Annotated in this window: 21 protein-coding genes and 1 pseudogene; 16 read left to right on the forward strand and 6 right to left on the reverse strand. The window is 58.9% G+C overall.

Annotated features, from left to right (window positions below; genetic code table 11):
* Nucleotides 1–251 precede the first annotated feature (251 nt).
* The 8 genes from IB252_RS03745 (at nt 252) to IB252_RS03780 (ending at nt 11,345) form a co-directional block, all read left to right on the forward strand.
* Nucleotides 252–3,083, forward strand: coding sequence for a 2-oxoglutarate dehydrogenase E1 component (locus IB252_RS03745; RefSeq protein WP_192406868.1), 2,832 nt, complete (start codon nt 252–254; stop codon nt 3,081–3,083).
* 42 nt (nt 3,084–3,125) lie between these two features.
* Nucleotides 3,126–4,346: a 2-oxoglutarate dehydrogenase complex dihydrolipoyllysine-residue succinyltransferase gene (gene odhB, locus IB252_RS03750; RefSeq protein ID WP_008148598.1), complete on the forward strand. Its 1,221-nt coding sequence runs from the start codon at nt 3,126–3,128 to the stop codon at nt 4,344–4,346.
* A 110-nt stretch (nt 4,347–4,456) separates the two neighbouring features.
* Nucleotides 4,457–5,893, forward strand: a complete 1,437-nt coding sequence (gene lpdA, locus IB252_RS03755) for a dihydrolipoyl dehydrogenase (protein ID WP_111450755.1) — start codon at nt 4,457–4,459, stop codon at nt 5,891–5,893.
* A gap of 200 nt (nt 5,894–6,093) precedes the next feature.
* Complete coding sequence (gene sucC, locus IB252_RS03760) at nt 6,094–7,260, forward strand: ADP-forming succinate--CoA ligase subunit beta (protein WP_008148602.1); 1,167 nt, start codon at nt 6,094–6,096, stop codon at nt 7,258–7,260.
* Entirely contained in the window at nt 7,260–8,141 is an 882-nt protein-coding gene (gene sucD / locus IB252_RS03765; RefSeq protein WP_008148605.1) for a succinate--CoA ligase subunit alpha, read from the forward strand. Before sucC ends, sucD begins: the two co-directional genes overlap by 1 nt.
* A gap of 485 nt (nt 8,142–8,626) precedes the next feature.
* Nucleotides 8,627–9,940 carry a branched-chain amino acid transport system II carrier protein gene (gene brnQ, locus IB252_RS03770; protein ID WP_192406869.1) on the forward strand — a complete coding sequence of 438 codons (1,314 nt, stop codon included), beginning with the start codon at nt 8,627–8,629 and terminating at the stop codon, nt 9,938–9,940.
* Between the two features lie 266 nt (nt 9,941–10,206).
* Nucleotides 10,207–10,944: a DUF599 domain-containing protein gene (locus IB252_RS03775; protein ID WP_008148609.1), complete on the forward strand. Its 738-nt coding sequence runs from the start codon at nt 10,207–10,209 to the stop codon at nt 10,942–10,944.
* Nucleotides 10,944–11,345 carry an MAPEG family protein gene (locus IB252_RS03780; RefSeq protein ID WP_111450752.1) on the forward strand — a complete coding sequence of 134 codons (402 nt, stop codon included), beginning with the start codon at nt 10,944–10,946 and terminating at the stop codon, nt 11,343–11,345. The genes IB252_RS03775 and IB252_RS03780 overlap by 1 nt, the downstream gene beginning before the upstream one ends.
* Before the next feature lie 74 nt (nt 11,346–11,419).
* Here the strand turns inward: IB252_RS03780 and IB252_RS03785 are convergent, their stop codons facing one another.
* On the reverse strand, nt 11,420–11,653 hold the full coding sequence (locus IB252_RS03785) for a hypothetical protein (protein WP_192406870.1): 234 nt from the start codon (nt 11,651–11,653) through the stop codon (nt 11,420–11,422).
* Between the two features lie 159 nt (nt 11,654–11,812).
* On the opposite strand from IB252_RS03785, the gene IB252_RS03790 reads away from it, so the two are divergent.
* The 4 genes and pseudogenes from IB252_RS03790 to IB252_RS03805 form a co-directional block, all read left to right on the forward strand.
* Complete coding sequence (locus tag IB252_RS03790; protein WP_192406871.1) at nt 11,813–12,289, forward strand: PaaI family thioesterase; 477 nt, start codon at nt 11,813–11,815, stop codon at nt 12,287–12,289.
* Complete coding sequence (locus tag IB252_RS03795; RefSeq protein WP_111450749.1) at nt 12,286–12,723, forward strand: PaaI family thioesterase; 438 nt, start codon at nt 12,286–12,288, stop codon at nt 12,721–12,723. Before IB252_RS03790 ends, IB252_RS03795 begins: the two co-directional genes overlap by 4 nt.
* A gap of 96 nt (nt 12,724–12,819) precedes the next feature.
* Nucleotides 12,820–14,724, forward strand: coding sequence for a molecular chaperone HtpG (htpG, locus tag IB252_RS03800; protein ID WP_111450773.1), 1,905 nt, complete (start codon nt 12,820–12,822; stop codon nt 14,722–14,724).
* Between the two features lie 41 nt (nt 14,725–14,765).
* Nucleotides 14,766–14,906, forward strand: a pseudogene (locus IB252_RS03805) (dienelactone hydrolase family protein); the annotation flags it as partial.
* Between the two features lie 116 nt (nt 14,907–15,022).
* Here IB252_RS03805 and IB252_RS03810 read toward each other — a convergent pair.
* Nucleotides 15,023–15,910: a pirin family protein gene (locus IB252_RS03810; protein WP_192406872.1), complete on the reverse strand. Its 888-nt coding sequence runs from the start codon at nt 15,908–15,910 to the stop codon at nt 15,023–15,025.
* Nucleotides 15,911–15,971: 61 nt separating this feature from the next.
* Nucleotides 15,972–16,388, reverse strand: a complete 417-nt coding sequence (locus IB252_RS03815) for an OsmC family protein (protein ID WP_192406873.1) — start codon at nt 16,386–16,388, stop codon at nt 15,972–15,974.
* Between the two features lie 253 nt (nt 16,389–16,641).
* Between IB252_RS03815 and IB252_RS03820 the strand changes: the two genes are divergently transcribed.
* From IB252_RS03820 to IB252_RS03830, 3 genes are all read left to right on the forward strand, one after another.
* The gene (locus IB252_RS03820; protein ID WP_192406874.1) at nt 16,642–18,267 is read left to right on the forward strand and encodes a methyl-accepting chemotaxis protein; all 1,626 of its coding nucleotides are present in this window, start codon (nt 16,642–16,644) and stop codon (nt 18,265–18,267) included.
* Nucleotides 18,268–18,436: 169 nt separating this feature from the next.
* The gene (locus tag IB252_RS03825; RefSeq protein ID WP_192406876.1) at nt 18,437–19,813 is read left to right on the forward strand and encodes a pyridoxal-phosphate dependent enzyme; all 1,377 of its coding nucleotides are present in this window, start codon (nt 18,437–18,439) and stop codon (nt 19,811–19,813) included.
* Entirely contained in the window at nt 19,810–20,988 is a 1,179-nt protein-coding gene (locus IB252_RS03830) for a cystathionine gamma-synthase (RefSeq protein ID WP_192406878.1), read from the forward strand. The genes IB252_RS03825 and IB252_RS03830 overlap by 4 nt, the downstream gene beginning before the upstream one ends.
* Nucleotides 20,989–21,051: 63 nt before the next feature.
* On the opposite strand, the gene IB252_RS03835 is transcribed toward IB252_RS03830, so the two are convergent.
* The 3 genes from IB252_RS03835 to purM are packed head-to-tail and all read right to left on the reverse strand — an operon-like array spanning nt 21,052 to nt 23,482.
* Nucleotides 21,052–21,765 (reverse strand): DUF3108 domain-containing protein, encoded by a 714-nt coding sequence (locus tag IB252_RS03835; RefSeq protein WP_008148635.1) that lies wholly within the window; start codon nt 21,763–21,765, stop codon nt 21,052–21,054.
* An 8-nt stretch (nt 21,766–21,773) separates the two neighbouring features.
* A complete protein-coding gene (gene purN / locus IB252_RS03840; protein ID WP_192406880.1) occupies nt 21,774–22,424 on the reverse strand; it encodes a phosphoribosylglycinamide formyltransferase in 651 nt (216 codons plus the stop codon).
* Nucleotides 22,424–23,482: a phosphoribosylformylglycinamidine cyclo-ligase gene (purM, locus tag IB252_RS03845; RefSeq protein ID WP_008148639.1), complete on the reverse strand. Its 1,059-nt coding sequence runs from the start codon at nt 23,480–23,482 to the stop codon at nt 22,424–22,426. The genes purN and purM overlap by 1 nt, the downstream gene beginning before the upstream one ends.
* A gap of 382 nt (nt 23,483–23,864) precedes the next feature.
* Here purM and IB252_RS03850 point away from each other — a divergent pair, with 382 nt between their 5' ends.
* Complete coding sequence (locus tag IB252_RS03850; RefSeq protein WP_192406881.1) at nt 23,865–24,926, forward strand: DUF2066 domain-containing protein; 1,062 nt, start codon at nt 23,865–23,867, stop codon at nt 24,924–24,926.
* Nucleotides 24,927–24,947: the final 21 nt, after the last annotated feature.

Consider the following 24,947-nt stretch of genomic DNA (forward strand, 5'->3'; position numbering starts at 1 on the left):
TATCCGCAAGACCGCTGTACCCGTAGATGCTACGGCGCAGGCTTCAACCGGCGCCGTAGTTTTAACCTGAGCAGCAGCTTATAAGGCTGCGGCTCTTATTTTGAAGAAATGAGACAAGCAGGGGCATCCGGGCTGGTACCCGGACTATCAGCGTGATCCTAAGTGGCTTGTTTTAGTCGCTGCATTCGGACTTCTGCAAGCGTGCTCGGTGTCGACGCCGGTGGTGTTCCCCTAACCGAGGGTGACCAAGCATGCAAGAAAGCGTGATGCAGCGCATGTGGAACAGCGCCTACCTATCCGGTAGTAACGCTGCCTATGTGGAAGAGCTCTACGAGCTCTACCTGCACGACCCTAACGCTGTGCCAGAAGAGTGGCGCACCTACTTCCAGAAGTTGCCTGCTGACGGCAACACTGCCACCGATGTTTCGCACTCCACAATTCGCGATCATTTCGTCTTGCTGGCAAAGAACCAGCGCCGCGCCCAACCGGTTTCCGCCGGCAGCGTGAGCAGTGAGCACGAGAAGAAGCAAGTTGAAGTGCTGCGATTGATCCAGGCCTACCGTATGCGTGGCCACCAGGCAGCCCAGCTTGACCCGCTGGGGCTGTGGCAGCGTCCTGCACCTGCAGACCTGTCGATCAATCATTACGGCTTGACCAATGCCGATCTTGATACGACCTTCCGTGCCGGCGACCTGTTCATCGGCAAAGAGGAGGCGAGCCTACGCGAAATTCACGAAGCGTTGCAGCAGACATATTGCCGCACCATCGGCGCTGAATTTACGCACATCACCGATTCCGAGCAGCGCCAGTGGTTCCAGCAGCGTCTGGAAAGCGTGCGCGGCCGTCCGACGTACTCCGCCGACATCAAGAGCCACCTGCTCGAGCGTGTCACCGCCGGCGAAGGTCTGGAAAAATACCTGGGTACCAAATACCCGGGTACCAAGCGTTTCGGTCTGGAAGGCGGCGAGAGCCTGATTCCGATGCTCGACGAGCTGATCCAGCGTTCCGGTTCCTACGGCACCAAGGAAATCGTTATCGGCATGGCCCACCGTGGTCGTCTGAACGTGCTGGTCAACACCTTCGGCAAGAACCCGCGCGAGCTGTTCGACGAGTTCGAAGGCAAGAAGAAGGTCGAGCTGGGTTCCGGTGACGTTAAATATCACCAGGGCTTCTCGTCCAACGTAATGACCACCGGTGGTGAAGTTCACCTGGCCATGGCGTTCAACCCGTCCCACCTGGAAATCGTTTCCCCAGTGGTCGAGGGTTCGGTTCGCGCCCGTCAGGATCGTCGTAACGACCCTACCGGCGAGAAGGTTCTGCCGATCTCCATCCACGGTGACGCGGCATTCGCCGGTCAAGGCGTGGTCATGGAAACCTTCCAGATGTCGCAAACCCGCGGTTTCAAGACCGGCGGAACCGTGCACATCGTGATCAACAACCAGGTCGGTTTCACCATCAGCAACCCACTGGACTCGCGCTCCACCGAGTACGCGACCGACGTTGCCAAGATGATCCAGGCGCCGATCCTCCATGTGAATGGTGATGATCCGGAAGCCGTGTTGTTCGTGACCCAGCTGGCCATCGACTACCGCATGCAGTTCAAGCGTGACGTGGTGATCGACCTGGTCTGCTACCGTCGTCGTGGCCACAACGAGGCCGACGAGCCAAGCGGCACCCAGCCAATCATGTATCAGCAGATCGCCAAACAGCGCACCACCCGTGAGCTGTATGCCGATCGTCTGACTCAGGGCGGTGTGCTGGACGCAGAGCGTGTTCAGGCGAAAGTCGACGAATACCGCAATGCGCTGGACAACGGTCTGCATGTTGTAAAAAGCCTGGTCAAAGAGCCGAACAAAGAGTTGTTCGTGGACTGGCGTCCGTATCTGGGCCACGCCTGGACCGCGCGTCACGACACTCGCTTCGATCTGAAAACCTTGCAGGAACTGTCCGCCAAGCTGCTGGAAATTCCGGAAGGCTTCGTGGTACAGCGCCAGGTCTCGAAAATCTACGAAGACCGTCAGAAAATGCAAGCCGGCGGCCTGCCGATCAACTGGGGTTACGCCGAAACCATGGCGTACGCGACCCTGGCGTTCGAAGGTCACCCGATTCGCATGACGGGTCAGGACATCGGTCGCGGTACGTTCTCGCACCGTCACGCTGTCTTGCACAACCAGAAAGACGCGGGTACCTACATCCCGCTGCAAAACCTGTACAAGGGCCAGCCACGTTTCGACCTGTACGATTCGTTCCTGTCCGAAGAAGCCGTGCTGGCGTTCGAATACGGTTACTCGACCACCACGCCTGAGGCGCTGGTGATCTGGGAAGCCCAGTTCGGCGACTTCGCCAACGGTGCCCAGGTGGTTATCGACCAGTTCATCACCAGTGGCGAGCACAAGTGGGGCCGTCTCTGCGGTCTGACCATGCTGCTGCCGCACGGTTATGAAGGTCAGGGTCCGGAGCACTCTTCGGCTCGTCTGGAGCGTTACCTGCAGCTGTGCGCCGAGCACAATATTCAGGTCGCCGTCCCGACTACGCCTGCTCAGATCTACCACTTGCTGCGTCGTCAGGTGATTCGCCCGCTGCGCAAGCCGTTGATCGTCCTGACTCCTAAGTCGCTGTTGCGTCACAAACTGGCCATCTCGACCCTGGAAGATCTGGCCGAAGGTTCGTTCCAGACCGTTATCCCGGAAATCGATACCCTGGACCCGAAAAAGGTCGAGCGCATTGTTCTGTGTAGCGGCAAGGTCTACTACGATCTGCTGGAAAAACGCCGTGCCGAAGGTCGTGATGACATCGCCATCGTGCGTATCGAGCAGCTGTACCCATTCCCTGAGGACGACTTGAAAGAAGTCCTGGCTCCTTACACCAACGCCAAGCATGCCGTTTGGTGTCAGGAAGAGCCGATGAACCAGGGTGCCTGGTACTGCAGCCAACACCACTTGCGTCGTAGCATCAGTACGCTCAATAAGTCTCTCGTACTCGAGTACGCGGGCCGTGAGGCTTCTGCTGCACCTGCTTGTGGTTATGCATCGATGCACGCTGAGCAGCAGGAAAAACTGCTGCAAGACGCCTTTACTGTTTAACGCCTTCGCGCACCTGAAACCGAATTTAAGGACCCACAGATAATGGCTATCGAAATCAAAGCCCCCACTTTCCCGGAATCGGTTGCCGATGGCACCGTTGCCACCTGGCACAAAAAGCCGGGCGACGCCGTCAAGCGCGATGACCTGATCGTCGACATCGAAACTGACAAAGTCGTACTGGAAGTGTTGGCCACCGCTGACGGCGTACTGGGCGCTATCGTCAAGAACGAAGGCGACACCGTTCTGTCCGACGAAGTCCTGGGCTCCATCGAAGCGGGCGGCGCTGCTGCCGCTCCAGCTGCTGCCGCTGCTCCGGCCGCTGCACAAGCTGCTGCTCCTGCCGCTGAAGGCGAAGATGATCCTGTTGCTGCACCGGCTGCTCGCAAGCTGGCTGAAGAAAACGGTATCAACATCGCTTCCGTTGCCGGCACTGGCAAAGGCGGTCGTGTGACCAAGGAAGACGTTGTTGCCGCTGTAGCTGCCAAGAAAGCTGCTCCGGCTGCCGCACCTGCCAAGGCTGCTGCGCCTGCCGGTGCTGCTCCAGTGTTCGCTGCCGGCGATCGCATCGAGAAGCGCGTACCGATGACCCGCGTGCGGGCCACCGTTGCCAAGCGTCTGGTTGAAGCTCAATCGAACATGGCAATGCTGACCACTTTCAACGAAGTCGACATGACCGAAGTCATGGCCCTGCGTTCGAAGTACAAGGACCTGTTCGAGAAGTCCCACAATGGCGTGCGCCTGGGCTTCATGTCGTTCTTCGTCAAGGCTGCCACCGAAGCGCTGAAACGCTTCCCGGCTGTCAACGCGTCGATCGACGGTGCTGACATCGTTTATCACGGCTACGCTGACGTCGGTGTTGCTGTTTCCAGCGACCGCGGCCTGGTTGTTCCGGTTCTGCGTAACGCCGAACTGATGAGCCTGGCTGAAATCGAAGGCGGCATTGCCACCTTCGGCAAGAAGGCTCGTGACGGCAAACTGTCGATGGACGAGATGACCGGCGGTACGTTCACCATCACCAACGGTGGTACTTTCGGTTCGATGATGTCGACGCCGATCGTCAACCCGCCTCAAGCGGCCATCCTGGGCATGCACAACATTCTGCAGCGTCCTATGGCGATCAACGGTCAGGTTGTTATCCGTCCGATGATGTACCTGGCTCTGTCCTACGATCACCGTCTGATCGATGGCAAAGAAGCTGTGACCTTCCTGGTTACCATCAAGAACCTGCTGGAAGACCCGGCTCGTTTGCTGCTGGATATCTGATTTCGTTGCACGGGCCATCCAGTGATGGACGGCCCTCCTGTAATGACCAGCTTCGTCCCACGACGGTCCTCAAAAGGGGCCGTCCGGTTTGATTCGAGAAGGAATGACACATGACTCAGAAATTCGACCTGGTAGTGATTGGCGCGGGCCCTGGCGGTTACGTGGCTGCCATTAAAGCAGCGCAACTGGGCCTCTCCACTGCCTGCATCGAGAAATACACCGACAAGGAAGGCAAACTGGCCCTCGGCGGTACTTGCCTGAACGTCGGCTGCATTCCATCCAAGGCGCTGCTGGACAGCTCCTGGAAGTTCCACGAAGCCCAGGACGGTTTCGCGATCCACGGTATCAATCACGCTGGCGTGACCATGGACGTACCAGCAATGGTCGGCCGTAAAGCCAACATCGTCAAAGGCCTGACTTCGGGTGTTGCCACCCTGTTCAAAGCCAACGGTGTGACCTCGATCCAGGGCCACGGCAAACTGCTGGCCGGCAAGAAAGTCGAAGTCACCAAGCCAGACGGTTCGGTAGAAATCATTGAAGCCGAGAACGTGATTCTGGCTCCGGGCTCGCGTCCAATCGACATTCCGCCAGCTCCCGTTGACCAGAATGTGATCGTCGATTCGACTGGCGCGCTGGAATTCCAATCCGTACCTAAACGTCTGGGCGTGATCGGCGCTGGCGTGATCGGTCTGGAACTGGGTTCGGTCTGGTCCCGTCTGGGCGCAGAAGTCACCGTTCTTGAAGCGCTGGACACCTTCCTGATGGCCGCTGACGCTGCCGTTTCCAAGGAAGCGCTGAAAACCCTGACCAAACAAGGTCTGGACATCAAGCTGGGCGCTCGTGTTACCGGTTCCAAAGTGAACGGCAACGAAGTAGTCGTGAACTACACCGATGCCAATGGCGAACAGAACATCACTTTCGACAAGCTGATCGTAGCCGTTGGTCGCCGTCCAGTGACCACTGATCTGCTGTCCGCTGATTGCGGCGTGACCCTGGACGAGCGCGGTTTCGTGCACGTTGACGATCACTGCGCCACCACCGTACCGGGCGTTTACGCGATCGGCGACGTGGTTCGCGGCATGATGCTGGCACACAAGGCCTCGGAAGAGGGCATCATGGTCGTCGAGCGCATCAAGGGCCACAAAGCCCAGATGAACTATGATTTGATCCCTTCGGTTATTTATACTCACCCGGAAATCGCGTGGGTCGGTAAAACCGAGCAGACCTTGAAGGCTGAAGGCGTTGAAGTTAACGTTGGCACCTTCCCGTTCGCAGCCAGTGGCCGTGCCATGGCAGCCAACGACACCGGCGGTTTCGTGAAAGTCATCGCTGATGCCAAGACTGACCGCGTATTGGGCGTCCACGTGATTGGCCCGAGCGCTGCAGAACTGGTTCAGCAGGGCGCGATCGGTATGGAATTCGGCACCAGCGCTGAAGACCTGGGCATGATGGTTTTCTCCCATCCGACCCTGTCCGAAGCCTTGCACGAAGCAGCTCTGGCTGTGAATGGCGGCGCCATCCACATTGCCAACCGCAAGAAGCGTTAAGACAAGACAATAAGAAACCACGGCGGAAGGCCCGTCGTGAGCCTTGCGTGCAAGACTCACCGCGGAATGTCCGCCGGACGCAGCCTTGCGTAGTCTCGCCGGTTATCCGGAACACCTACGCAAGCAGCAGTCACAGGTGGTGCGGCACTTGAACAAGTGCAGCACCGAATGCGCAGTACCTAACGAAGACGGTAATAAGCATGAATCTTCACGAGTATCAGGGTAAGCAGCTGTTCGCTGAATACGGCCTGCCAGTATCCCAGGGTTTCGCCGTAGACACCCCGGAAGCAGCAGCAGAAGCGTGCGACAAAATCGGCGGGACCGAATGGGTTGTCAAAGCCCAGGTTCACGCAGGTGGTCGCGGTAAAGCGGGCGGCGTTAAGCTGGTTCGCAGCAAAGAAGACGCCAAAGCATTCGCTCAACAGTGGTTGGGCAAGCGTCTGGTGACTTACCAGACTGATGCCAATGGTCAGCCAGTCACCAAGATCCTGGTTGAATCGTGCACTGATATCGCTAAAGAGCTGTACCTGGGCGCTGTCGTTGACCGTTCGAGCCGTCGCATCGTGTTCATGGCTTCCACCGAAGGTGGCGTGGACATCGAGAAAATCGCTCATGACACCCCTGAGAAAATCCTCAAGGCCACTATCGATCCACTGGTTGGCGCTCAGCCATTCCAGGGTCGCGAGCTGGCATTCCAGCTGGGTCTGGAAGGCAAGCAAGTTGCTCAGTTCGCCAAGATCTTCGTAGGTCTGGCCAAGCTGTTCAAGGATCACGACCTGGCTCTGCTGGAAGTGAACCCGCTGGTGATCAAGGCTGATGGCGATCTGCATTGCCTCGACGCCAAGATCAACATCGACGCCAACGCCATGTACCGTCAGCCTAAGCTGAAGACTTTCCACGATCCGTCGCAAGACGATCCGCGCGAAGCGCACGCTGCCAAGTTCGAACTGAACTACGTAGCGCTGGAAGGCAACATCGGTTGCATGGTCAACGGTGCTGGCCTGGCCATGGGTACCATGGACATCGTCAACCTGCATGGCGGCAAACCAGCCAACTTCCTCGACGTGGGCGGCGGTGCTACCAAAGAACGCGTTACCGAAGCGTTCAAGATCATCCTGTCCGACACTAACGTTGCTGCAGTATTGGTCAACATCTTCGGCGGCATCGTTCGTTGCGACATGATTGCCGAAGGCATCATCGGCGCAGTGAAAGAAGTCGGCGTGAAAATCCCGGTTGTTGTTCGCCTTGAAGGCAACAACGCTGAGCTGGGCGCTAAAGTACTGGCAGAAAGCGGTTTGAACATCATCGCTGCTACCAGCCTGACCGACGCTGCTCAACAAGTTGTCAAAGCTGCGGAGGGCAAATAATGAGCGTCCTGATCAATAAAGACACCAAAGTTATCTGCCAGGGTATTACCGGTTCGCAAGGTAGTTTCCACACCCAGCAAGCCATCGAATACGGCACCAAGATGGTGGGTGGCGTAACTCCAGGCAAAGGCGGCACCGAGCACCTGGGTCTGCCAGTGTTCAACACCGTGAAAGACGCTGTAGCTGCCACTGGCGCCACCGCCAGCGTGATCTACGTTCCAGCTCCTTTCTGCAAGGACTCCATCCTGGAAGCAGCATTCGGCGGCATCAAGCTGATCGTTTGCATCACTGAAGGCATTCCTACCCTGGACATGCTGGATGCCAAGGTCAAGTGCGACGAGCTGGGCGTAGTCCTGATCGGTCCTAACTGCCCAGGCGTGATCACTCCAGGCGAATGCAAGATCGGCATCATGCCAGGTCACATTCACTTGCCAGGCAAGGTCGGTATCGTTTCCCGTTCCGGCACCCTGACCTACGAAGCTGTCAAGCAAACTACTGACGCCGGTTTCGGTCAGTCGACTTGCGTCGGCATCGGCGGTGACCCGATCCCAGGCTCGAACTTCATCGACATCCTGAAGCTGTTCCAGGAAGACCCGAAGACCGAAGCGATCGTCATGATCGGCGAGATCGGCGGTTCGGCTGAAGAAGAAGCGGCTGCCTACATCAAGGCACACGTGACCAAGCCGGTTGTTTCCTACATCGCTGGTGTGACTGCCCCTGCGGGCAAGCGCATGGGCCATGCTGGCGCAATCATCTCTGGCGGCAAAGGCACTGCAGACGAGAAGTTTGCTGCCCTGGAAGACGCAGGCGTTAAAACCGTGCGTTCGCTGGCAGACATCGGCAAGGCTTTGTCCGAGCTGACTGGTTGGGCAATCAAGTAAGCCTCGCGCTTATCTGACGCTTCACCAAACAAAGGCCACCTTCGGGTGGCCTTTGTCGTTTCCGGGATTTGTACCGGGCTCTTGTGGTGAGGGGATTTGTACCGGGCCCTTGTGGTGAGGGGATTTATCCCCGTTCGACTGCGCAGCAGTCGTCAAGTCAAGCAATGCAGTGAGCCTGATGTACTGCATTTGATTTGAGAGGGGGGCGCTTCGCGACCCAACAGGGATAAATCCCCTCGCCACAGGGTTCTTTGTAGGAAAATTAGATATGTAAACGCGACACGGAAATGTCGCGTATCGGATAGATCGCACCCTAACAGTGCGTTTGTCGGGCAAATTCGTTAGGCTAGCAGCCATTTTTGCGTCCGCGGCCCACAAGGTTGCTACGCGCTAAACGGGTCAGTCCTATACGGACGGACGGCATTTCCCTCACCCTCAGGGAAATCCCTCTCTAAATTCCGATTCAGTAGTGTGGTATTTCCTTAATGAAAGTGTTGAAAGGCCAGGACATCCTGGCACTTGGTTTTATGACGTTTGCCCTGTTTGTCGGGGCTGGCAACATCATCTTCCCGCCTATCGTCGGTCTGCAGTCCGGTCCAAACGTCTGGATGGCGGCGCTGGGCTTTCTGATCACCGCAGTCGGTCTGCCGGTGATCACCGTTGTCGCCCTGGCCAAGGTCGGTGGCGCCATGGATGCCTTGAGCAGCCCGATCGGGAAAGTCGCCGGTGGCCTGTTGGCGGCCGCGTGCTACCTCGCTGTCGGCCCGCTGTTCGCGACACCGCGCACCGCCACCGTTTCATTCGAAGTCGGCTTGGCGCCACTGACCGGCGAGAGCCCGCTGGCGCTGTTCCTCTACAGCTCGGTGTACTTCCTGCTGGTGTTTTTCATCTCGCTCTATCCGGGCCGGCTGCTGGATACCGTAGGACGTTTCCTCGCGCCACTGAAGATCATCGCCCTGGCCGCGCTCGGCATCGCCGCGTTTGCATTGCCGGCCGGTGATGTCGGCGTGGCCACCCCGGAATACGTGGCGGCACCGCTCTCCCAAGGCTTCATCAATGGTTACCTGACCATGGATACCTTGGGCGCGCTGGTGTTTGGCATTGTCATCGTCAACGCAATCCGTTCCCGTGGCGTCGAGTCGCCGGTGTTGATTACCCGTTACGCGATCATCGCCGGGCTGATTGCCGGCGTGGGCCTGGCGCTGGTTTACATCAGCCTGTTCCGTCTCGGTTCGGGCAGCCATGAAGTGGCTGCAGGTGCCACCAATGGCGCGGCGGTGTTGCACGCTTACGTACAACACACCTTCGGCTCTCTGGGCAGCGGTTTTCTGGCGGTGCTGATCTCCCTGGCCTGTCTGGTGACGGCGGTGGGGCTGACCTGCGCCTGCGCCGAATACTTTAGCCGTGTGCTGCCGCTGTCCTACAAGACGTTGGTTATCATCCTGGCGGTGTTCTCGCTGTTTGTGTCCAACCTGGGCCTGACCAAGCTGATTGCGTTCTCGATCCCGGTGCTGACCGCGATCTATCCGCCGTGCATCGCCCTGGTCGCCCTGAGCTTCTGCAAGGACTTCTGGCATGAGCAGGGCCGTATCGTCGGTCCGGTGATGCTGGTGTCGTTCATCTTCGGTTTGATCGACGCCCTCAAGGGCGCGGGTCTGGCGGACTGGATGCCGACTCAGTTGTCCCACCTGCCGCTGAGCGAGCAAGGCCTGGCCTGGCTGGTGCCGTCGGTCATGACCCTGGTCGTTGCAGCGGTTTGCGATCGCCTGCTGGGCAAACGCGAAGAAGCACTGGCTTAAGTCGCTTCATGGCCCGCCACAAGCGGGTCGTGAACACACATGGAAATGCCCCGTATCAATCGATACGGGGCATTTTTTTTTGGAGGGGGTGCAGTGTCTTTTTCCTTAAGCTAACGTCGAAGCAGTGCCAAGACCTAATGTGGGAGCGAGCCTGCTCGCGATAGCGGTAGATCAGTCAACATATGTGTTGAATGTAAATCCGTCATCGCGAGCAGGCTCGCTCCCACAGGAATTATGTACTCCGCATCTACATCACAAGGACCTGCATGTCGTTCATCCACGCCAACATGATCCACATCCTCGCCGCGCTCTGGTTCGCCATTTGCTGGGGCGGCTACACCCGTTATGCGACGTGGAAGGGCCGCGACACCGCGTGCCTGGCCAGTGTGCTGCACCTTTATCGCGAAGACTGGATGCGCCGCATGCTGTTGCGCGACAACCGCATCGCTGACGCCAGCGTGATCGGTAACCTGGAGCGCAACGCCTCGTTCTTCGCCTCCAGCACACTGATTATCCTGGCCGGCATTCTCACGGTACTCGGAGCCTCCGAAAGGGCAGTATCGTTATTGGCGGATATCCCGATGGTGCAGCAGGCCTCTCAAGGGATGTCCGAGATCAAGTTGCTGTGCCTGGCGCTGGTGTTTGTCTATGCGTTCTTTACGTTCAGCTGGTGCATGCGTCAGTACAACTTTGCGGCCATTCTGGTGGGCTCGGCGCCTATGGTCGGTGAGCGTCACGTTTCCGAACAGGAGCGCAAAGCCTTTGCTGCCCGGGCGGCCCGCGTTATATCCATGGCCGCCAACCAGTTCAACTTCGGGCTGCGGTCCTACTACTTCGGCATGACCATGCTGGCCTGGTTCGTCAGCCCGTGGTTGTTCATGTTGATGAGTGCCGGCGTGGTGCTGGTGTTGTATCGCCGGGAGTTTCATTCCGACGTTCTTGACGTGATGGTCTATACACCTACAGAGGCGCCATTGCCCGAGGCGATTAAAGAGGCTGTTTGATGAGTATTCCGTTCTGGTGTGTATTTATCAGCGCATTGCTGATTTATGTGTCGAGGATTCCAGTCGCCAGGGCGATGAGCGAGCAGGGTGGTTATGACAACCACTTGCCGCGCCAGCAACAAACGCAGCTGACAGGCTTTGGTGCCCGTGCGTTGGCGGCTCATCAAAACTGTTTTGAGGCGTTCATTCTGTTCGCAGTGGGGGTGTTGATGGCGCATACCACGCAGACGGCGGGATGGCTGATCGACTTGCTGGCAATCATCTTCGTGATCACGCGAGTCATTTATTTACTGTGCTATTGGGTTGATCTGGCCTGGCAGCGGAGCCTGGTATGGTTCGTCGGACTAGTGTGTTCGTTGCTGTTGATGATTAGTCCGACTTTTAAAACTATTTTGCTGTAACGCCTGCTTTGCAAAAAACCAGGCAAAAGAAAACCCGCACTTGGCGGGTTTTCTTTATCACTCTAAAAACTGTTTTAGTTTTTAGGTGCTTCTTTTGTGGCTGCTTCGTTCGATTCAGCCTGAGCTTTGGCGGCTTCGGCGTTTTCTTTCGCAGCGTCGTTCACTTTATCCTGAGCTTTGCTCATGTCTTGCTGAGCTTGCTCAGCATGTTTGGTGGCTTCTTGAGCTTTGTCCTCGGATTTTTTATCGCAGGCTGCGAGACCGAGGGAAGCGGTCAACATCAAGGCAATAGCTAAAGTCTTACGCATGGGGTGTTTCTCCTTATGGAAAATATCTACTTGGCCTTTCGAGCGCTGCCCATAGCGTTAAGTTCCTCAATTCATACAGATATATAAGTTTATTCCGACGGGAACTTTTACTAAAAACGCCTGGTACGTTGGCTGAACACTAAGAAGAGTTTTATCAAAATGGCCGAAATCCCCGTTTTTGAGCGCGCTACACGATTTCTATCGGCGCTGCGACATTGTCAGGTACTTGGGCTGCGGGTTCACAGTGCCAGCAGCGAAGGCCTGACAGTTATCCTGCCGTACAGTCCTCAAATTGTTGGCAACCCGCAAACCGGCGTGATTCATGGCGGGGCACTGACCTCGCTGATGGACACGGCCTGCGGCATGTCCACCCTCTGCGTGCTGCCCGAGTTCGAAGTTTGTCCTACCCTCGATCTGCGCATCGACTACATGCACGCCGCCGAGCCGCATAAAGATGTCTACGGTTTTGCCCAGTGCTATCGGGTGACCACGGATGTGATCTTTGCTCGTGGTTTCGCCTACCAGGACGACCCCGAGCAGCCCATCGCCCATGTGGTGGGCACCTTCATGCGCATGGGTAAAGCCATCAAGGGCACCAAAGGCTTTGGCGGCGTCATCGCCGGAGGTGCGAAATGACCGACGCGTTCAAGGAACAACTTCAGCAGGCACATGAGCAGGGCGACTACGCCTCGCTGCTGCACCTGATTCCCTATGCCAAATTGATTGGCGTCGAATGTTCGCGGGTGGGGGATGATCTGCTGTTTCGCTTGCCGGCCAACAAAGACAACATTGGTAACCCTTTATTGCCGGCGATTCATGGTGGCGTGATCGCCGGGTTCATGGAGTTGTCCGCAGCGCTGCACCTGCTGATTTTCACCGGTTCGCCGGGTGTGCCGAAGATCATCGATTTCTCCCTCGACTATCTGCGCGCCGGGCAGTTTCGCGACACTTGGGCCAGGTGCCAGGTTTGCCGGCAGGGCCGCCGGGTGGCGAACGTTGCGATTACGGCCTGGCAAAGTACTGAGGCCGAACCGATTGCCACAGCCCGCGCCCATTTCAAAATTGAATAGCCCTTGAAATCCTGAACTCAGCCCCCAACTTTGATGACAACCCGCCGCCGACCCTTCAGGTCGCGGCCACTGCCATCTGATTGGAGTTTGATGACCATGAGTGTGGAAACTCAAAAGGAAACCCTGGGCTTCCAGACCGAGGTGAAGCAACTGCTGCACCTCATGATCCATTCGCTGTATTCCAACAAGGAAATTTTCCTTCGCGAATTGATCTCGAACGCCTCTGACGCTGTCGACAAATTACGTTTCGAAGCCCTGTCCAAGCCTGAGTTGCTGGAAGGTGGCGCCGAACTGAAAATCCGTGTGAGCTTCGACAAGGACGCTAAAACCGTCACCCTCGAAGACAACGGCATCGGCATGAGCCGTGAAGATGCGATCACCCACCTGGGTACCATCGCCAAATCCGGCACTGCCGATTTCATGAAACATCTCTCCGGCGATCAGAAAAAAGATTCGCACCTGATCGGTCAATTCGGTGTGGGTTTCTACTCTGCATTCATCGTCGCCGATAAAGTCGACGTGTTCAGCCGTCGTGCCGGTGCTGCTGCCAGCGAAGGCGTGCACTGGTCGTCCAAGGGTGAAGGCGATTTTGAAGTTGCCACCGTCGATAAAGCCGAGCGCGGCACTCGCATCGTCCTGCACCTGAAATCCGGTGAAGACGAATTCGCCGATGGCTGGCGTCTGCGCAACATCATCAAGAAGTACTCCGACCACATCGCGCTGCCGATCGAGTTGCCGAAAGAAGTGGCAGCCGTTGAAGGCGAAGAGCAACCGGCCGTTGAATGGGAAACCGTCAACCGCGCCAGCGCCCTGTGGACCCGTCCGCGTACCGAGATCAAGGACGAGGAATACCAGGAGTTCTACAAACACGTCGCTCACGACTTCGAAAACCCGCTGAGCTGGAGCCACAACAAGGTCGAAGGCAAGCTCGAGTACAGTTCGCTGCTCTACGTGCCGGCCCGTGCTCCATTCGATCTGTACCAGCGTGAAGCGCCGAAAGGCCTGAAGCTGTACGTGCAGCGTGTGTTCGTGATGGATCAGGCAGAGTCGTTCCTGCCGCTGTACCTGCGCTTCATCAAAGGTGTGGTCGATTCCAACGACCTGTCGCTGAACGTGTCGCGGGAAATCCTGCAGAAAGACCCGATCATCGATTCCATGAAGTCGGCGCTGACCAAGCGCGTTCTCGACATGCTGGAAAAGCTGGCGAAGAACGAGCCTGAGCAATACAAGAGCTTCTGGAAAAACTTTGGCCAGGTCATGAAAGAAGGCCCGGCAGAAGACTTCGCCAACAAAGAGAAAATCGCTGGCCTGCTGCGTTTCGCATCGACCAACGGTGATGACGGCGAGCAAGTGGTGGGTCTGGCCGAATACCTGGCTCGCGCCAAGGAAGGTCAGGACAAGATCTACTACCTGACCGGCGAAACCTACGCGCAAGTCAAGAACAGCCCGCACCTGGAAGTCTTCCGCAAGAAAGGCATCGAAGTGCTGCTGCTGACCGACCGCATCGACGAGTGGCTGATGAGCTACCTCAGCGATTTCGACGGCAAGAGCTTTGTCGACGTGGCGCGCGGTGATCTGGACCTGGGCAACCTGGATTCGGAAGAAGACAAGAAAGCCGCGGAAGAAGTCGCCAAGTCCAAAGAAGGTCTGGTTGAGCGTCTGAAAACTGCACTGGGCGACTCCGTTGCTGAAGTGCGGGTTTCCCACCGTCTGACCGACTCCCCGGCGATTCTGGCCATCGGCGAGCAGGACCTGGGCATGCAGATGCGTCAGATCCTCGAAGCCAGCGGTCAGAAGGTTCCGGATTCGAAGCCGATCTTCGAATTCAACCCGGCTCACCCGCTGATCGAGAAGCTCGACAACGAGCAGAGCGACGAACGCTTCGGCGACTTGTCGCACATTCTCTTCGATCAGGCGGCCCTGGCCGCCGGCGACAGCTTGAAAGACCCGGCCGCCTACGTGCGCCGTCTCAACAAGCTGCTGGTTGAACTGTCGGTTTAACTGCGTTGTACAAAAACCCGCTTCGGCGGGTTTTTTTTATTCTGCTGAGCTACGGCGGCGCGGTGCATTCATTCACCGATCCGCACGCCAATGTGCCGGGCATGATGATGTATGACGCGAAGACGGCGGCTCGGGCGTTTACCTCGATGCACAATCTGCTGGATGAAGTGTTCAAGGATTGATTGCTGCATACGTGATCGTTCCCACGCTCCGCGTGGGAATGCCTCTAGGGACGCTCCGCGTCCAGTGACGCGGAGCGTCACGGGCTGCATTCCCACGCGGAGCGTGGGAACGATCATTACAGCGGGGTTGGCTCGCTTCGTCCTTTTGGCAATTCGATCCGCTCACTTTCCCCCGGCACCGTCGGCCAATCCCCGGCCGCCCAGCGTCGCCGCGCTTCATCGATCAACGCCGGATCGCTCGCCACGAAGTTCCAGTTGATCCGCCGCGGCCCATCCAGCGGCGCACCACCAAACAGCACGGCATGACAGTCGCTTTCAGCGAACAGTGTCATCTCTTCCCCGACCGGCAACACCACCAGCGAATGCGGTTCTATCAGCTCGCCATTCAGTTGCACCTCGCCGTCCAGCACATACAGCGCCCGCTCTTCATGCTCGGTAGGAATCAGCAAGGTGGTCGCCGTTTGCAGGTTCAACTCGGCATACAAGGTAGGAGAAAGCACCGGGACCGGTGACTCCAGGCAAAAGCCTGACCCGGCAATCATCCGGATCTTCACCCCCAGGTTATCGCTGACCGGCAGCGTGGCCGCCGGATGGTGGCTGTAGTGCCCGGGGCCGTGCTCTTTTTCTTTCGGGGAGGCCAGCCAAATCTGCAAACCGTGCATCGTGAAGCCGCTGTCCTTCAACGCCTCAGGCGTGCGCTCGACGTGGGCAATTGCGCTGCCTGCCGTCATCCAGCTGACATCACCGGCCTCCACTACTTGGTCGGAGCCGAGGCTGTCCTTGTGCTGGATTTTTCCTTCGAACAAGTACGTGAGGGTCGACAGACCAATGTGCGGATGCTGACGGATGTTCATGCCTTTTCCCGCCTCATAACGGGTTTCGAGCATGTGGTCGAAAAACACGAAAGGCCCGACGCTGCGGCATTTGGCTGACGGCAGTGGGCGAAGAATGGGTTGGCCTTCGACATCTTCGGCGCGGGGACGGATCACGAGCGGAGTGTTCATGCTGCATTCCAGGCTGAGCGGGTAATGCGTGGAGCATAACCCGCTTGCGCAGCCCTTGCCGCTATTGGCTGAAGGCACCTTCAGGCAGGTGCGTTTCAATGCTGACGTCGGTGGTGGTCATCAACTTGTGGACCGGGCAACGGTCGGCCACGCGGTGCAGCTCATCGCGCTGAGCGTCGGTGAGCACACCTTTGAGGGTCAGTTTGACGTGGAGGGCATATTTACCTTTCTGCTCTTCGCTGTTGTCACGTTTGACTTCGACGGTGACACCGGTCAGCGGGATGTCTTTCTTCTTCGCGTACATCTTCAGGGTCAGGGCCTTGCAGGCACCCAGGGCCGCGTCGAAGTAATCGTGTGGCTCGGGCGCCGAGTCTTCGCCGCCGAGAGATGTCGGTACGTCGGCAAAGAGTTGATGGTCATCGATCTGTACGCTGTGACGAAAACCTTCGGCGGAAACAGTATTGACGGTGACAGTCATGGGAAACCTCGTAGGCAACAGGAAAAGTCATTCGATCAAAAAAGACCTTGAAGGTATAGAGCATTCCTCCTGTTACGCGTTCCACTTTCTTGTTGGTCCGTTCCCGAGCGCTGAATCGTTACCGCCCGGCAATCGAAGCAGTCGAGGCGTTTTGATATCACGTTTTCGTCTTACGCAAAATTTCTCCGGGCCGATACCTTCTTAAGCAACCCGCTGCAGGGTTGATGCAGCGCTTTTGGAAGGAACCAGAGCAATGAGTATCAGAAGTCTCAATATTGCGCCGCGCGCGGGCCTGGGTTTCGGCCTGCTGGCGTTGATGGTGTTTGGATTGGGGGCGTTCGCCCTGCAGCAAATGTCGAACATGCGCGCGCAGTCCGATCAGGTCGATGACAACTGGCTGCCCAGCGTGATGGCGGTCGGGGAGATGAATCAGGACATGTTGCGGCTGCGGGCATTGACCATGCGCCTGCTGCTCAATCGGGACCCGCAGGCGCTCGCGCAAAACCTCAGCAAACTCAACGAGCTCAAAAGTCTCCTGAATGAGCCTCAGCAGCGCTACGACGCGCTGATTGTGCTGCCCGAAGAGCGGGTGCTGTTCGACCGTTTCAAAACCTCGGAGCAAAAATACCTGCAGTTCCAGACTCAGGTGATGGCGCTCTCGTCCCAAGGACAGGTGGAAGAGGCGGCCGCCATTCTCAATGGCGAGATGAGTCCATTGGCCGATGAAATCACCGCCAACCTCAAGGCATTGATCGAGCTGAACAAGCACAACGCTAACCTGGCGACGGAGGCGGCGCGCCGGGTGTTCAGCCAATCGCGGCTCTGGGTCGGGGTAATGATCGGCCTGACGGCGCTGATGACCATCGGCCTGGCGCTGTTGCTGACCCGCAGCATCGTCGTGCCGCTTTCCCAATCGTTGAAAGTGGCTGACGGGGTGGCTGGCGGCGATCTCACCGGTGATATCAGCATCAGCGGCAAGGACGAGCCGGCGCGGCTGTTGCACGCCCTCAAGAGCATGCAGGGGAGTTTGCGTGAAACCCTGCGGCGTATTTCCGACTCATCCAGCCAATTGGCCTCGGCCTCGGAAGAGCTCAGTTGTGTGACCGAAGAGGCCACCCGGGGCCTGCATCAGCAGAGCCTGGAAATCGACCAGGCCGCCACGGCGGTGAATCAGATGACCGCAGCGGTGGAGGAGGTCGCGAGCAATGCGGTGGCCACGTCCGAAGCGTCTCGGGAATCCGACCGGATCGCCCAGCACGGTCGTGAGCAGGTGCATCAGACCGTGTTGTCCATCGAGTCCCTGGCCGACGATGTCACGGCCAATGCGACCCAGGTCGAGGACCTGGCGCAGAAAGTTTATGGCATCAGCAAAGTCCTGGATGTGATTCGGTCGATTGCCGAGCAGACGAACTTGCTGGCCCTGAACGCGGCCATCGAAGCGGCGCGGGCCGGGAGTGCCGGGCGCGGTTTTGCGGTGGTGGCCGATGAAGTGCGGGCGCTGGCGCACCGGACGCAGCAATCGACCCAGGAAATCGAACAGATGATCTCCGGCATCCAGAAAGGCACTGATGCGGCGGTCAGCTCGATGCAGCAGAGCAACACGCGCGCGCGTTCGACCCTGGAAGTGGCGAAAGCAGCGGGCACGGCGCTGGAGGAAATCGCCACGGCGTTTACCCTGATCAATGAGCGCAACCTGGTGATCGCCAGCGCCTCAGAGGAACAAGCGGCTGTCGCGCGCGAGGTGGATCGCAACCTGATGAACATCCGCGATCTGGCGTTGCAGACGTCGGCCGGGGCGAATCAAACCAGTGCTGCGAGCCAGGAGCTGTCTCGGTTGGCGGTCGATCTGAATACGATGGTGGCGCGGTTCTCGGTCTGAAGTTCGAGCGGTTTTGTCGTTCCGGCGGCGCTACCGGCTGGCTGTGCAAGGTTGCGGGTGGCGCCATCCCGGCCTATGGTCCAAGCGATACTTTACTTGCGACTGGCGCGTGATGACTCGCCGTCGGTTGCTGTCCATCCAGTGCTGATTTGCGTAGCGAGGTGACGACATGCCCACCGACTCCCGACCCGCCGTGCTCGAACTGATCGGCAATACGCCACTGGTGCGCGTCAGCCGTTTTGATACCGGCCCGTGCACGCTGTTCCTCAAGCTCGAATCGCAGAACCCCGGCGGTTCGATCAAGGATCGCATCGGCCTGGCGATGATCGACGCCGCCGAGCGCGATGGCAGCCTGCGCCCCGGCGGCACCATCGTCGAGGCCACCGCCGGCAACACCGGCCTTGGTCTGGCCCTGGTCGGTCGTGCCAAGGGTTACCGAGTGGTGTTGGTGGTGCCGGACAAGATGTCCACCGAGAAGGTCTTGCACCTCAAGGCGATGGGCGCCGAGGTGCACATCACCCGCTCCGACGTCGGCAAGGGCCATCCCGATTACTACCAGGACGTTGCGGCGCGGCTGGCGCTGGAAATTCCCGACGCTTTTTTCGCCGATCAATTCAACAATCCGGCCAACCCGCTGGCCCACGAATGCAGCACCGCGCCGGAAATCTGGGCGCAGACCCAGCATGACGTGGACGCCATCGTCGTCGGCGTCGGTTCGGCCGGAACACTGACCGGGCTGACTCGTTTCTTTCGCCGCGTGCAACCGGAGCTGGTCATGGTGCTGGCCGATCCGGTCGGTTCGGTGATGGCCGAATACAGCCGCAGCGGCACCATGAACACGCCCGGCTCCTGGGCGGTGGAGGGCATCGGCGAGGACTTCATTCCGTCGATTGCCGACCTGTCCAGCGTGCGCCACGCCTACTCGATCAGCGACGAGGAAAGCTTCGATCATGCCCGCCAACTGTTGCGCGCCGAAGGCATACTCGGCGGCTCTTCGACCGGCACACTGCTGGCGGCGGCGCTACGTTACTGCCGCGAGCAGACCGAGCCGAAGCGGGTCGTCAGCTTCGTCTGCGACACCGGCACGCGCTATCTGTCGAAGGTCTACAACGATCAGTGGATGAACGATCAGGGCCTGCTGAAGTACAAACATTACGGCGATCTGCGCGACCTGATCTCGCGGCGCTTCGAGGATGGCCGGGTGATCAGCGTGGGCCCGGACGATACGCTGCTCACCGCGTTCCAGCGCATGCGCTTGGCCGATGTATCGCAACTGCCGGTGCTGGAGGGCGGGCAGCGGCTGGTCGGCGTGATCGACGAATCCGACATTTTGCTGGGCATGCAAGAAGATGCTTCGCACTTTCGCGCGAGCGTGGCCAGCGCGATGACCGATCAACTGCAAACCCTGCCTCCAAGTGCCAGTCTGGCTGAACTTCGGGCAGAGCTCGACCGTGGGCTGGTGGCGATCATCGCCGACGCTTCGGGCTTCTACGGCTTGATTACTCGAGTCGACATGCTCATTCATCTACGGAGATCCCTTACATGAGTCAACACGATGAAAACGCTGTGCCACGTGCCTTCGCCACCCGTGTGATCCATGCCGGGCAAACGCCCGACCCTTCCACCGGGGCGCTGATGCCGCCGATTTACGCCAACTCCACCTATTTGCAGCAGAGCCCCGGTGTGCACAAAGGCTTCGACTACGGGCGCTCGCACAACCCGACGCGTTTTGCGCTGGAGCGTTGTGTCGCGGACCTCGAAAGCGGCACCCAGGCCTTCGCGTTCGCCTCCGGGCTGGCGGCGATCTCCACCGTGCTCGAACTGCTCGACGCGGGCTCGCACATCGTCTCCGGCAATGATTTGTACGGCGGCACCTTTCGGCTGTTCGACAAGGTGCGCAAACGCAGCGCCGGGCATCGCTTCAGCTTCGTCGATCTGACTGACCTGGAGGGATTCGAAGCGGCACTGCAGTCCGACACGAAAATGGTTTGGGTCGAGACGCCAAGCAATCCCTTGCTGAGTCTGACGGACCTCGCTGCCGTCGCACGCATCTGTCGCTCGCGAGGCATCATTTGTGTCGCCGACAACACCTTTGCCAGCCCGTGGATACAACGCCCGCTGGAGCAGGGTTTCGACATCGTGTTGCACTCGACCACCAAGTACCTGAACGGCCACTCCGACGTGATCGGCGGCATCGCGGTGGTCGGACAAAACGCAGACCTGGCGGAACGTCTGGGCTTCCTGCAGAACTCGGTAGGCGCGATCGCCGGGCCATTCGACGCTTTCCTCACCCTGCGCGGCGTGAAGACCCTGGCGCTGCGCATGGAGCGCCACTGCAACAACGCGTTGGACCTGGCGCAATGGCTGGAGCGTCAACCGCATGTGGCGCGCGTCTATTATCCGGGCCTGCCATCGCACCCGCAGCACGCCCTGGCGCAGCGGCAGATGCGCGGTTTCGGCGGGATGATATCCCTCGACCTGAACTGCGACCTAGCCGGTGCCACGCGCTTCCTCGAGAGTGTGCGGATCTTTGCCTTGGCCGAGAGCCTGGGCGGGGTGGAAAGCCTGATCGAGCACCCTGCGATCATGACCCACGCCAGCATCCCCGCGGATACTCGTGCGCAACTCGGCATCGGCGATGCCTTGGTGCGGTTGTCCGTGGGGGTCGAGGATGTCGAAGATCTGCGCGACGACCTGGCACAGGCGCTGGCGCGGATCTGAATATCAGCAGGCAAAAAAAATCCGGAACCCTTATCGGGTTCCGGATTTTTGTGTCGAGCCGGATCAGCTGCCTTTGACAGCCTTGCCGTTGACCGTACCGTCGAGGAGCATGATGTTGTACTCCTTGCCGTCGGTTTCAACCTGTTGCAGACGAACCAGCAGGTAATCCCAGTCCTTGGCGAACCACAGGACGGTGATGCGCTTGCTTTGCGTCGGGTCGCGCACGCGCTCGACCTTGATTGCATCGATCTGGCCAGCCTTGGTGTCGACCTTTTCCGAACCCAGCACGCGGAAATCATAGGTATCGACTTCACCATCGTCGACGACTTGATAACTCATGCTTTTCTTGCCAGCGGCCACGTCGTGCTGCAGGGCGAGCTGATAAGTGGATTTGTCGACCATGCCGCGGTTGAGCGGGATCTTGACCGGGTCACCGCGATCGGTGCCGGTGACCATTTTGTTGGTCCAGTCGAAATCCAGGTCAGCCTTCTTGGCTTTGCCCAGGCCGCCACGTTCGAAGTGGTAGGACTGCGGCAGCATGGTGTCCTTGTCCAGCGTCAGGGTGCTTTCTTCGGTCAGGCTGGCGATCATCATCGAGGCCTTGAAACTGAGCTTCCAGGCGCCGTTGGCTTGCTTGGTCAGGCTTCGTTCAGCGGTGCCGCTCATGGGCAACTGCTTCCAGTCAGCGGTATAGCTGGCGGAGAAAGGTTGAAGTTCTGCAGCCTGCGCAAATGGCAGTGCGAGCAGAGCGCAAGCGAAGAGCAGGGCACGACGCATAAAATCTCCTAGGTTCGAATCAAGTGGCCGCTGGCCGCGAGTAACTTTCCATCCAGTAAAGCACCTTGCTCGCCGAGTGATAAACGACCTTCGGCAAACCAGCGTACAGCCAACGGGTAGATCAGGTGTTCCTGGGTATGAACTCGCTGCGCCAGACTTTGCGGCGAATCGTGCAACTCTACCGGTATTACTGCCTGTACGACCAGTGGTCCGCCATCGAGTTCCTCGGTGACGAAGTGCACGGAACAGCCGTGCTCGGTGTCGCCGGCCTCCAGCGCGCGCTGATGGGTGTGTAACCCTTTGTATTTGGGTAGCAGCGAAGGATGGATGTTGAGCAGGCGACCCGCGTAGTGACGCACGAAGTCAGCGCTGAGAATGCGCATGAAACCGGCCAGTACCACGAGTTTGGGGTTGAACGCGTCGATCTGTTCGATCAGCGCGGCATCGAAGGCCTCGCGGCCTTCGAAAGCCTTGTGATCCAGGGTGCGGGTGTCGATACCCGCGTCCCTGGCGCGTTGCAGGCCGAAGGCGTCGGCGCGGTTGGAAATCACCGCAGCGATGCGGACCGGGCTGTCGCCGGTCCGCGTGCTGTCGATCAAGGCCTGCAAGTTACTGCCGGTGCCGGACAACAGCACCACCACATCACAGGTCTGGGACATCAATGAGCCTTGAGGTTTTTCAGTTCAACCTGGGCCGCGCCTTCGGCAGCGGTGGAGATCTGACCGATGACCCAAGGCTGCTCGCCGGCTTCGCGCAGGACGTTCAGCGCGGTTTCGACGTGCTCTTGAGCAACGCAGATGACCATGCCCACGCCGCAGTTCAGCACGCGGTGCATTTCGTTTTCGTCGACGTTGCCTTTCTCTTGCAGCCAGTCGAACACGGCAGGACGGGTCCAGCTCGCGACGTCAACCACCGCTTGTGCGCCTTTTGGCAGAACGCGCGGGATGTTGTCCAGCAGGCCACCACCGGTGATGTGGGCCATGGCTTTGACCGCGCCGGTTTCCTTGATCAGCTTGAGCAGCGGCTTCACGTAGATACGGGTCGGAGCCATCAGCAGGTCGGTCAGCGGTTTGCCGTCGAGCTGGATGTTTTCGATGTCGGCACCGGACACTTCGATGATCTTGCGGATCAGCGAGTAGCCGTTGGAGTGCGGCCCGGAAGACGGCAGGGCGAGCAGGGCATCGCCGGCAGCGACTTTGGAACCGTCGATGATTTCGGATTTTTCCACGACGCCGACGCAGAAGCCGGCCAGGTCGTAGTCTTCGCCTTCGTACATGCCAGGCATTTCAGCGGTTTCGCCGCCAACCAGGGAGCAGCCGGACAATTCACAGCCAGCGCCAATGCCGGTCACGACCTGGGTCGCGGTTTCGACGTTGAGTTTGCCGGTGGCGTAGTAGTCGAGGAAGAACAGCGGCTCGGCGCCGCAGACCACCAGGTCGTTCACGCACATGGCAACCAGGTCGATGCCGATGCTGTCGTGCTTGTTCAGGTTCAGCGCCAGACGCAGCTTGGTGCCGACGCCGTCAGTACCGGAAACCAGCACGGGCTGCTTGTAGCCGGCCGGGATTTCGCAGAGGGCGCCGAAACCGCCCAGGCCGCCCATGACTTCCGGGCGCGCAGTGCGCTTGGCGACGCTCTTGATGCGTTCGACCAATGCTTCACCGGCGTCGATGTCTACACCGGCGTCCTTGTAGCTCAGGGAGGGTTGCTTGCTCATGATCCAGGCCTTTAGGGGGGATTCAGGGGTAACGACCGAGTCCAGTGGGACCACCGAAACTGACGAAGGCGATTGCCATCCGCGAATTTCAGGGTGCCCGGCTGTTGCCGGTCTGCGAAGGCGCGCGATTTTATCAGGCTTGAGGGGCAGCGGCCATCCTCACGCCGACGGCAGGGGCATATCCGCTTAAAAAAACCTTCATTGCCCGTGTTGGCCGCATCCTTCATGGCTGTATAAGGTATCGCTATTAACCGTCTATCGTTAGGACAGTGCAAAAACTTACCAGGGTCAGGTGAATGTTTTGCTGGGGGGCGTGGTCACAGCCTTGCTCAATCCGGTTCACGCGGCCTGTTCCAGCCGCTCTTGTCGTCAGGAATCCTCCATGCGTTTTTTTTCTAGATTTTTGTTTGCCGGCTGTATGTCATTGGTCAGCCTGGCGAGTCATGCCGAAACCGTCAAAAATCTGTATCAGGTGCGTCAGCCTGTCAGTGGTCAAACCCCGGAAGTGCGCGATCAAGCGACCCAGCAAGCGCTGGATACGCTGGTGTTGCGTCTGACCGGCGATCCCAAGGCTGCGCAAAGTCCGGGGTTGGCGGCGCTGCGCAAGGACCCGCAGCAAATCATCAGTCAGTACGGCTTTGACGCCGGCCCGCCGGAAGTGCTGAAGGTCGATTTCGACCCGGCCACCACCGAGCAAGCGTTGCGTCGTGCCGGGCTGTCGTTGTGGGGGGCGAACCGGCCTTCGATCCTCGGCTGGTGGTTGAACGATTCCACCGAGGGTTCAAGCCTGGTCGGTGATGGCCAGGCCAGTGCTGCACCGCTACGTCGAGCAGCACAACACCGTGGTCTGCCGCTGCGCCTGCCGCTGGCCGATCTGAGTGAGCAGATCGTCGCCACTGCGCCGAATCTGGAAGGTACGGACGCGACGCCACTGCGCGGGGTATCGGAGCGTTACAGCGCTGACGCCTTGCTCGCGGTGCATGCCCGTGAAGAGGGCGGACAGTGGCAGGCCAAGTGGCATTTGTGGCTCGGCGACCAGAAGGAGGCGGGCAGCGTGCAGGGCGCGGATCAGGCCGCGGTGGCCGATGCGGTGATGCTGGCGGTCAGCGAGCGGCTGGCGCCGCGGTTTGTCGTCAAGCCGGGTGCTTCGGGCGAACAATTGCTCGAAGTGCAGGGCATGAACCTGGAACACTACGCGACGCTTGGGCGTTTGCTGGAACCGTTTGGTGCGCGCCTGCAAAGTGTCGACGGCGACCGGATTCTCTATCGGGTCAATGGCAGCGCCGAACAGTTGAAGGCGCAATTGTCGCTGGCCAGGTTGCAGGAAGTTCCTGCAGGTGAGGCGCCAGCCCCCACCGCACCCGTTCAACCTGCCGCCGCCGGTTCGGCTCCGGCCGTAGCACCAGCGCCGGCACCGATGCCGCAATTGCGTTTCCGTTGGTAAGTTTTTCTTTCTTTATATAGA

The sequence above is a fragment of the Pseudomonas sp. PDM10 genome (assembly GCF_014852295.1).
GTDB lineage: Bacteria > Pseudomonadota > Gammaproteobacteria > Pseudomonadales > Pseudomonadaceae > Aquipseudomonas.

Bases quoted from the DNA above. Each gene is read 5' to 3' on its own strand.
- brnQ (WP_192406869.1), top strand. From the start codon at position 8,627: ATGAAAGTGTTGAAAGGCCAGGACATCCTGGCACTTGGTTTTATGACG.
- lpdA (WP_111450755.1), top strand. From the start codon at position 4,457: ATGACTCAGAAATTCGACCTGGTAGTGATTGGCGCGGGCCCTGGCGGT.
- sucC (WP_008148602.1), top strand. From the start codon at position 6,094: ATGAATCTTCACGAGTATCAGGGTAAGCAGCTGTTCGCTGAATACGGC.
- purN (WP_192406880.1), bottom strand. From the start codon at position 22,424: ATGTCCCAGACCTGTGATGTGGTGGTGCTGTTGTCCGGCACCGGCAGT.
- IB252_RS03815 (WP_192406873.1), bottom strand. From the start codon at position 16,388: ATGACTGTCACCGTCAATACTGTTTCCGCCGAAGGTTTTCGTCACAGC.
- IB252_RS03775 (WP_008148609.1), top strand. From the start codon at position 10,207: ATGTCGTTCATCCACGCCAACATGATCCACATCCTCGCCGCGCTCTGG.
- IB252_RS03810 (WP_192406872.1), bottom strand. From the start codon at position 15,910: ATGAACACTCCGCTCGTGATCCGTCCCCGCGCCGAAGATGTCGAAGGC.
- IB252_RS03745 (WP_192406868.1), top strand. From the start codon at position 252: ATGCAAGAAAGCGTGATGCAGCGCATGTGGAACAGCGCCTACCTATCC.
- odhB (WP_008148598.1), top strand. From the start codon at position 3,126: ATGGCTATCGAAATCAAAGCCCCCACTTTCCCGGAATCGGTTGCCGAT.
- IB252_RS03780 (WP_111450752.1), top strand. From the start codon at position 10,944: ATGAGTATTCCGTTCTGGTGTGTATTTATCAGCGCATTGCTGATTTAT.
- htpG (WP_111450773.1), top strand. From the start codon at position 12,820: ATGAGTGTGGAAACTCAAAAGGAAACCCTGGGCTTCCAGACCGAGGTG.
- purM (WP_008148639.1), bottom strand. From the start codon at position 23,482: ATGAGCAAGCAACCCTCCCTGAGCTACAAGGACGCCGGTGTAGACATC.
- IB252_RS03835 (WP_008148635.1), bottom strand. From the start codon at position 21,765: ATGCGTCGTGCCCTGCTCTTCGCTTGCGCTCTGCTCGCACTGCCATTT.
- IB252_RS03785 (WP_192406870.1), bottom strand. From the start codon at position 11,653: ATGCGTAAGACTTTAGCTATTGCCTTGATGTTGACCGCTTCCCTCGGT.
- IB252_RS03795 (WP_111450749.1), top strand. From the start codon at position 12,286: ATGACCGACGCGTTCAAGGAACAACTTCAGCAGGCACATGAGCAGGGC.
- IB252_RS03825 (WP_192406876.1), top strand. From the start codon at position 18,437: ATGCCCACCGACTCCCGACCCGCCGTGCTCGAACTGATCGGCAATACG.
- IB252_RS03820 (WP_192406874.1), top strand. From the start codon at position 16,642: ATGAGTATCAGAAGTCTCAATATTGCGCCGCGCGCGGGCCTGGGTTTC.
- IB252_RS03790 (WP_192406871.1), top strand. From the start codon at position 11,813: ATGGCCGAAATCCCCGTTTTTGAGCGCGCTACACGATTTCTATCGGCG.
- sucD (WP_008148605.1), top strand. From the start codon at position 7,260: ATGAGCGTCCTGATCAATAAAGACACCAAAGTTATCTGCCAGGGTATT.
- IB252_RS03830 (WP_192406878.1), top strand. From the start codon at position 19,810: ATGAGTCAACACGATGAAAACGCTGTGCCACGTGCCTTCGCCACCCGT.
- IB252_RS03850 (WP_192406881.1), top strand. From the start codon at position 23,865: ATGCGTTTTTTTTCTAGATTTTTGTTTGCCGGCTGTATGTCATTGGTC.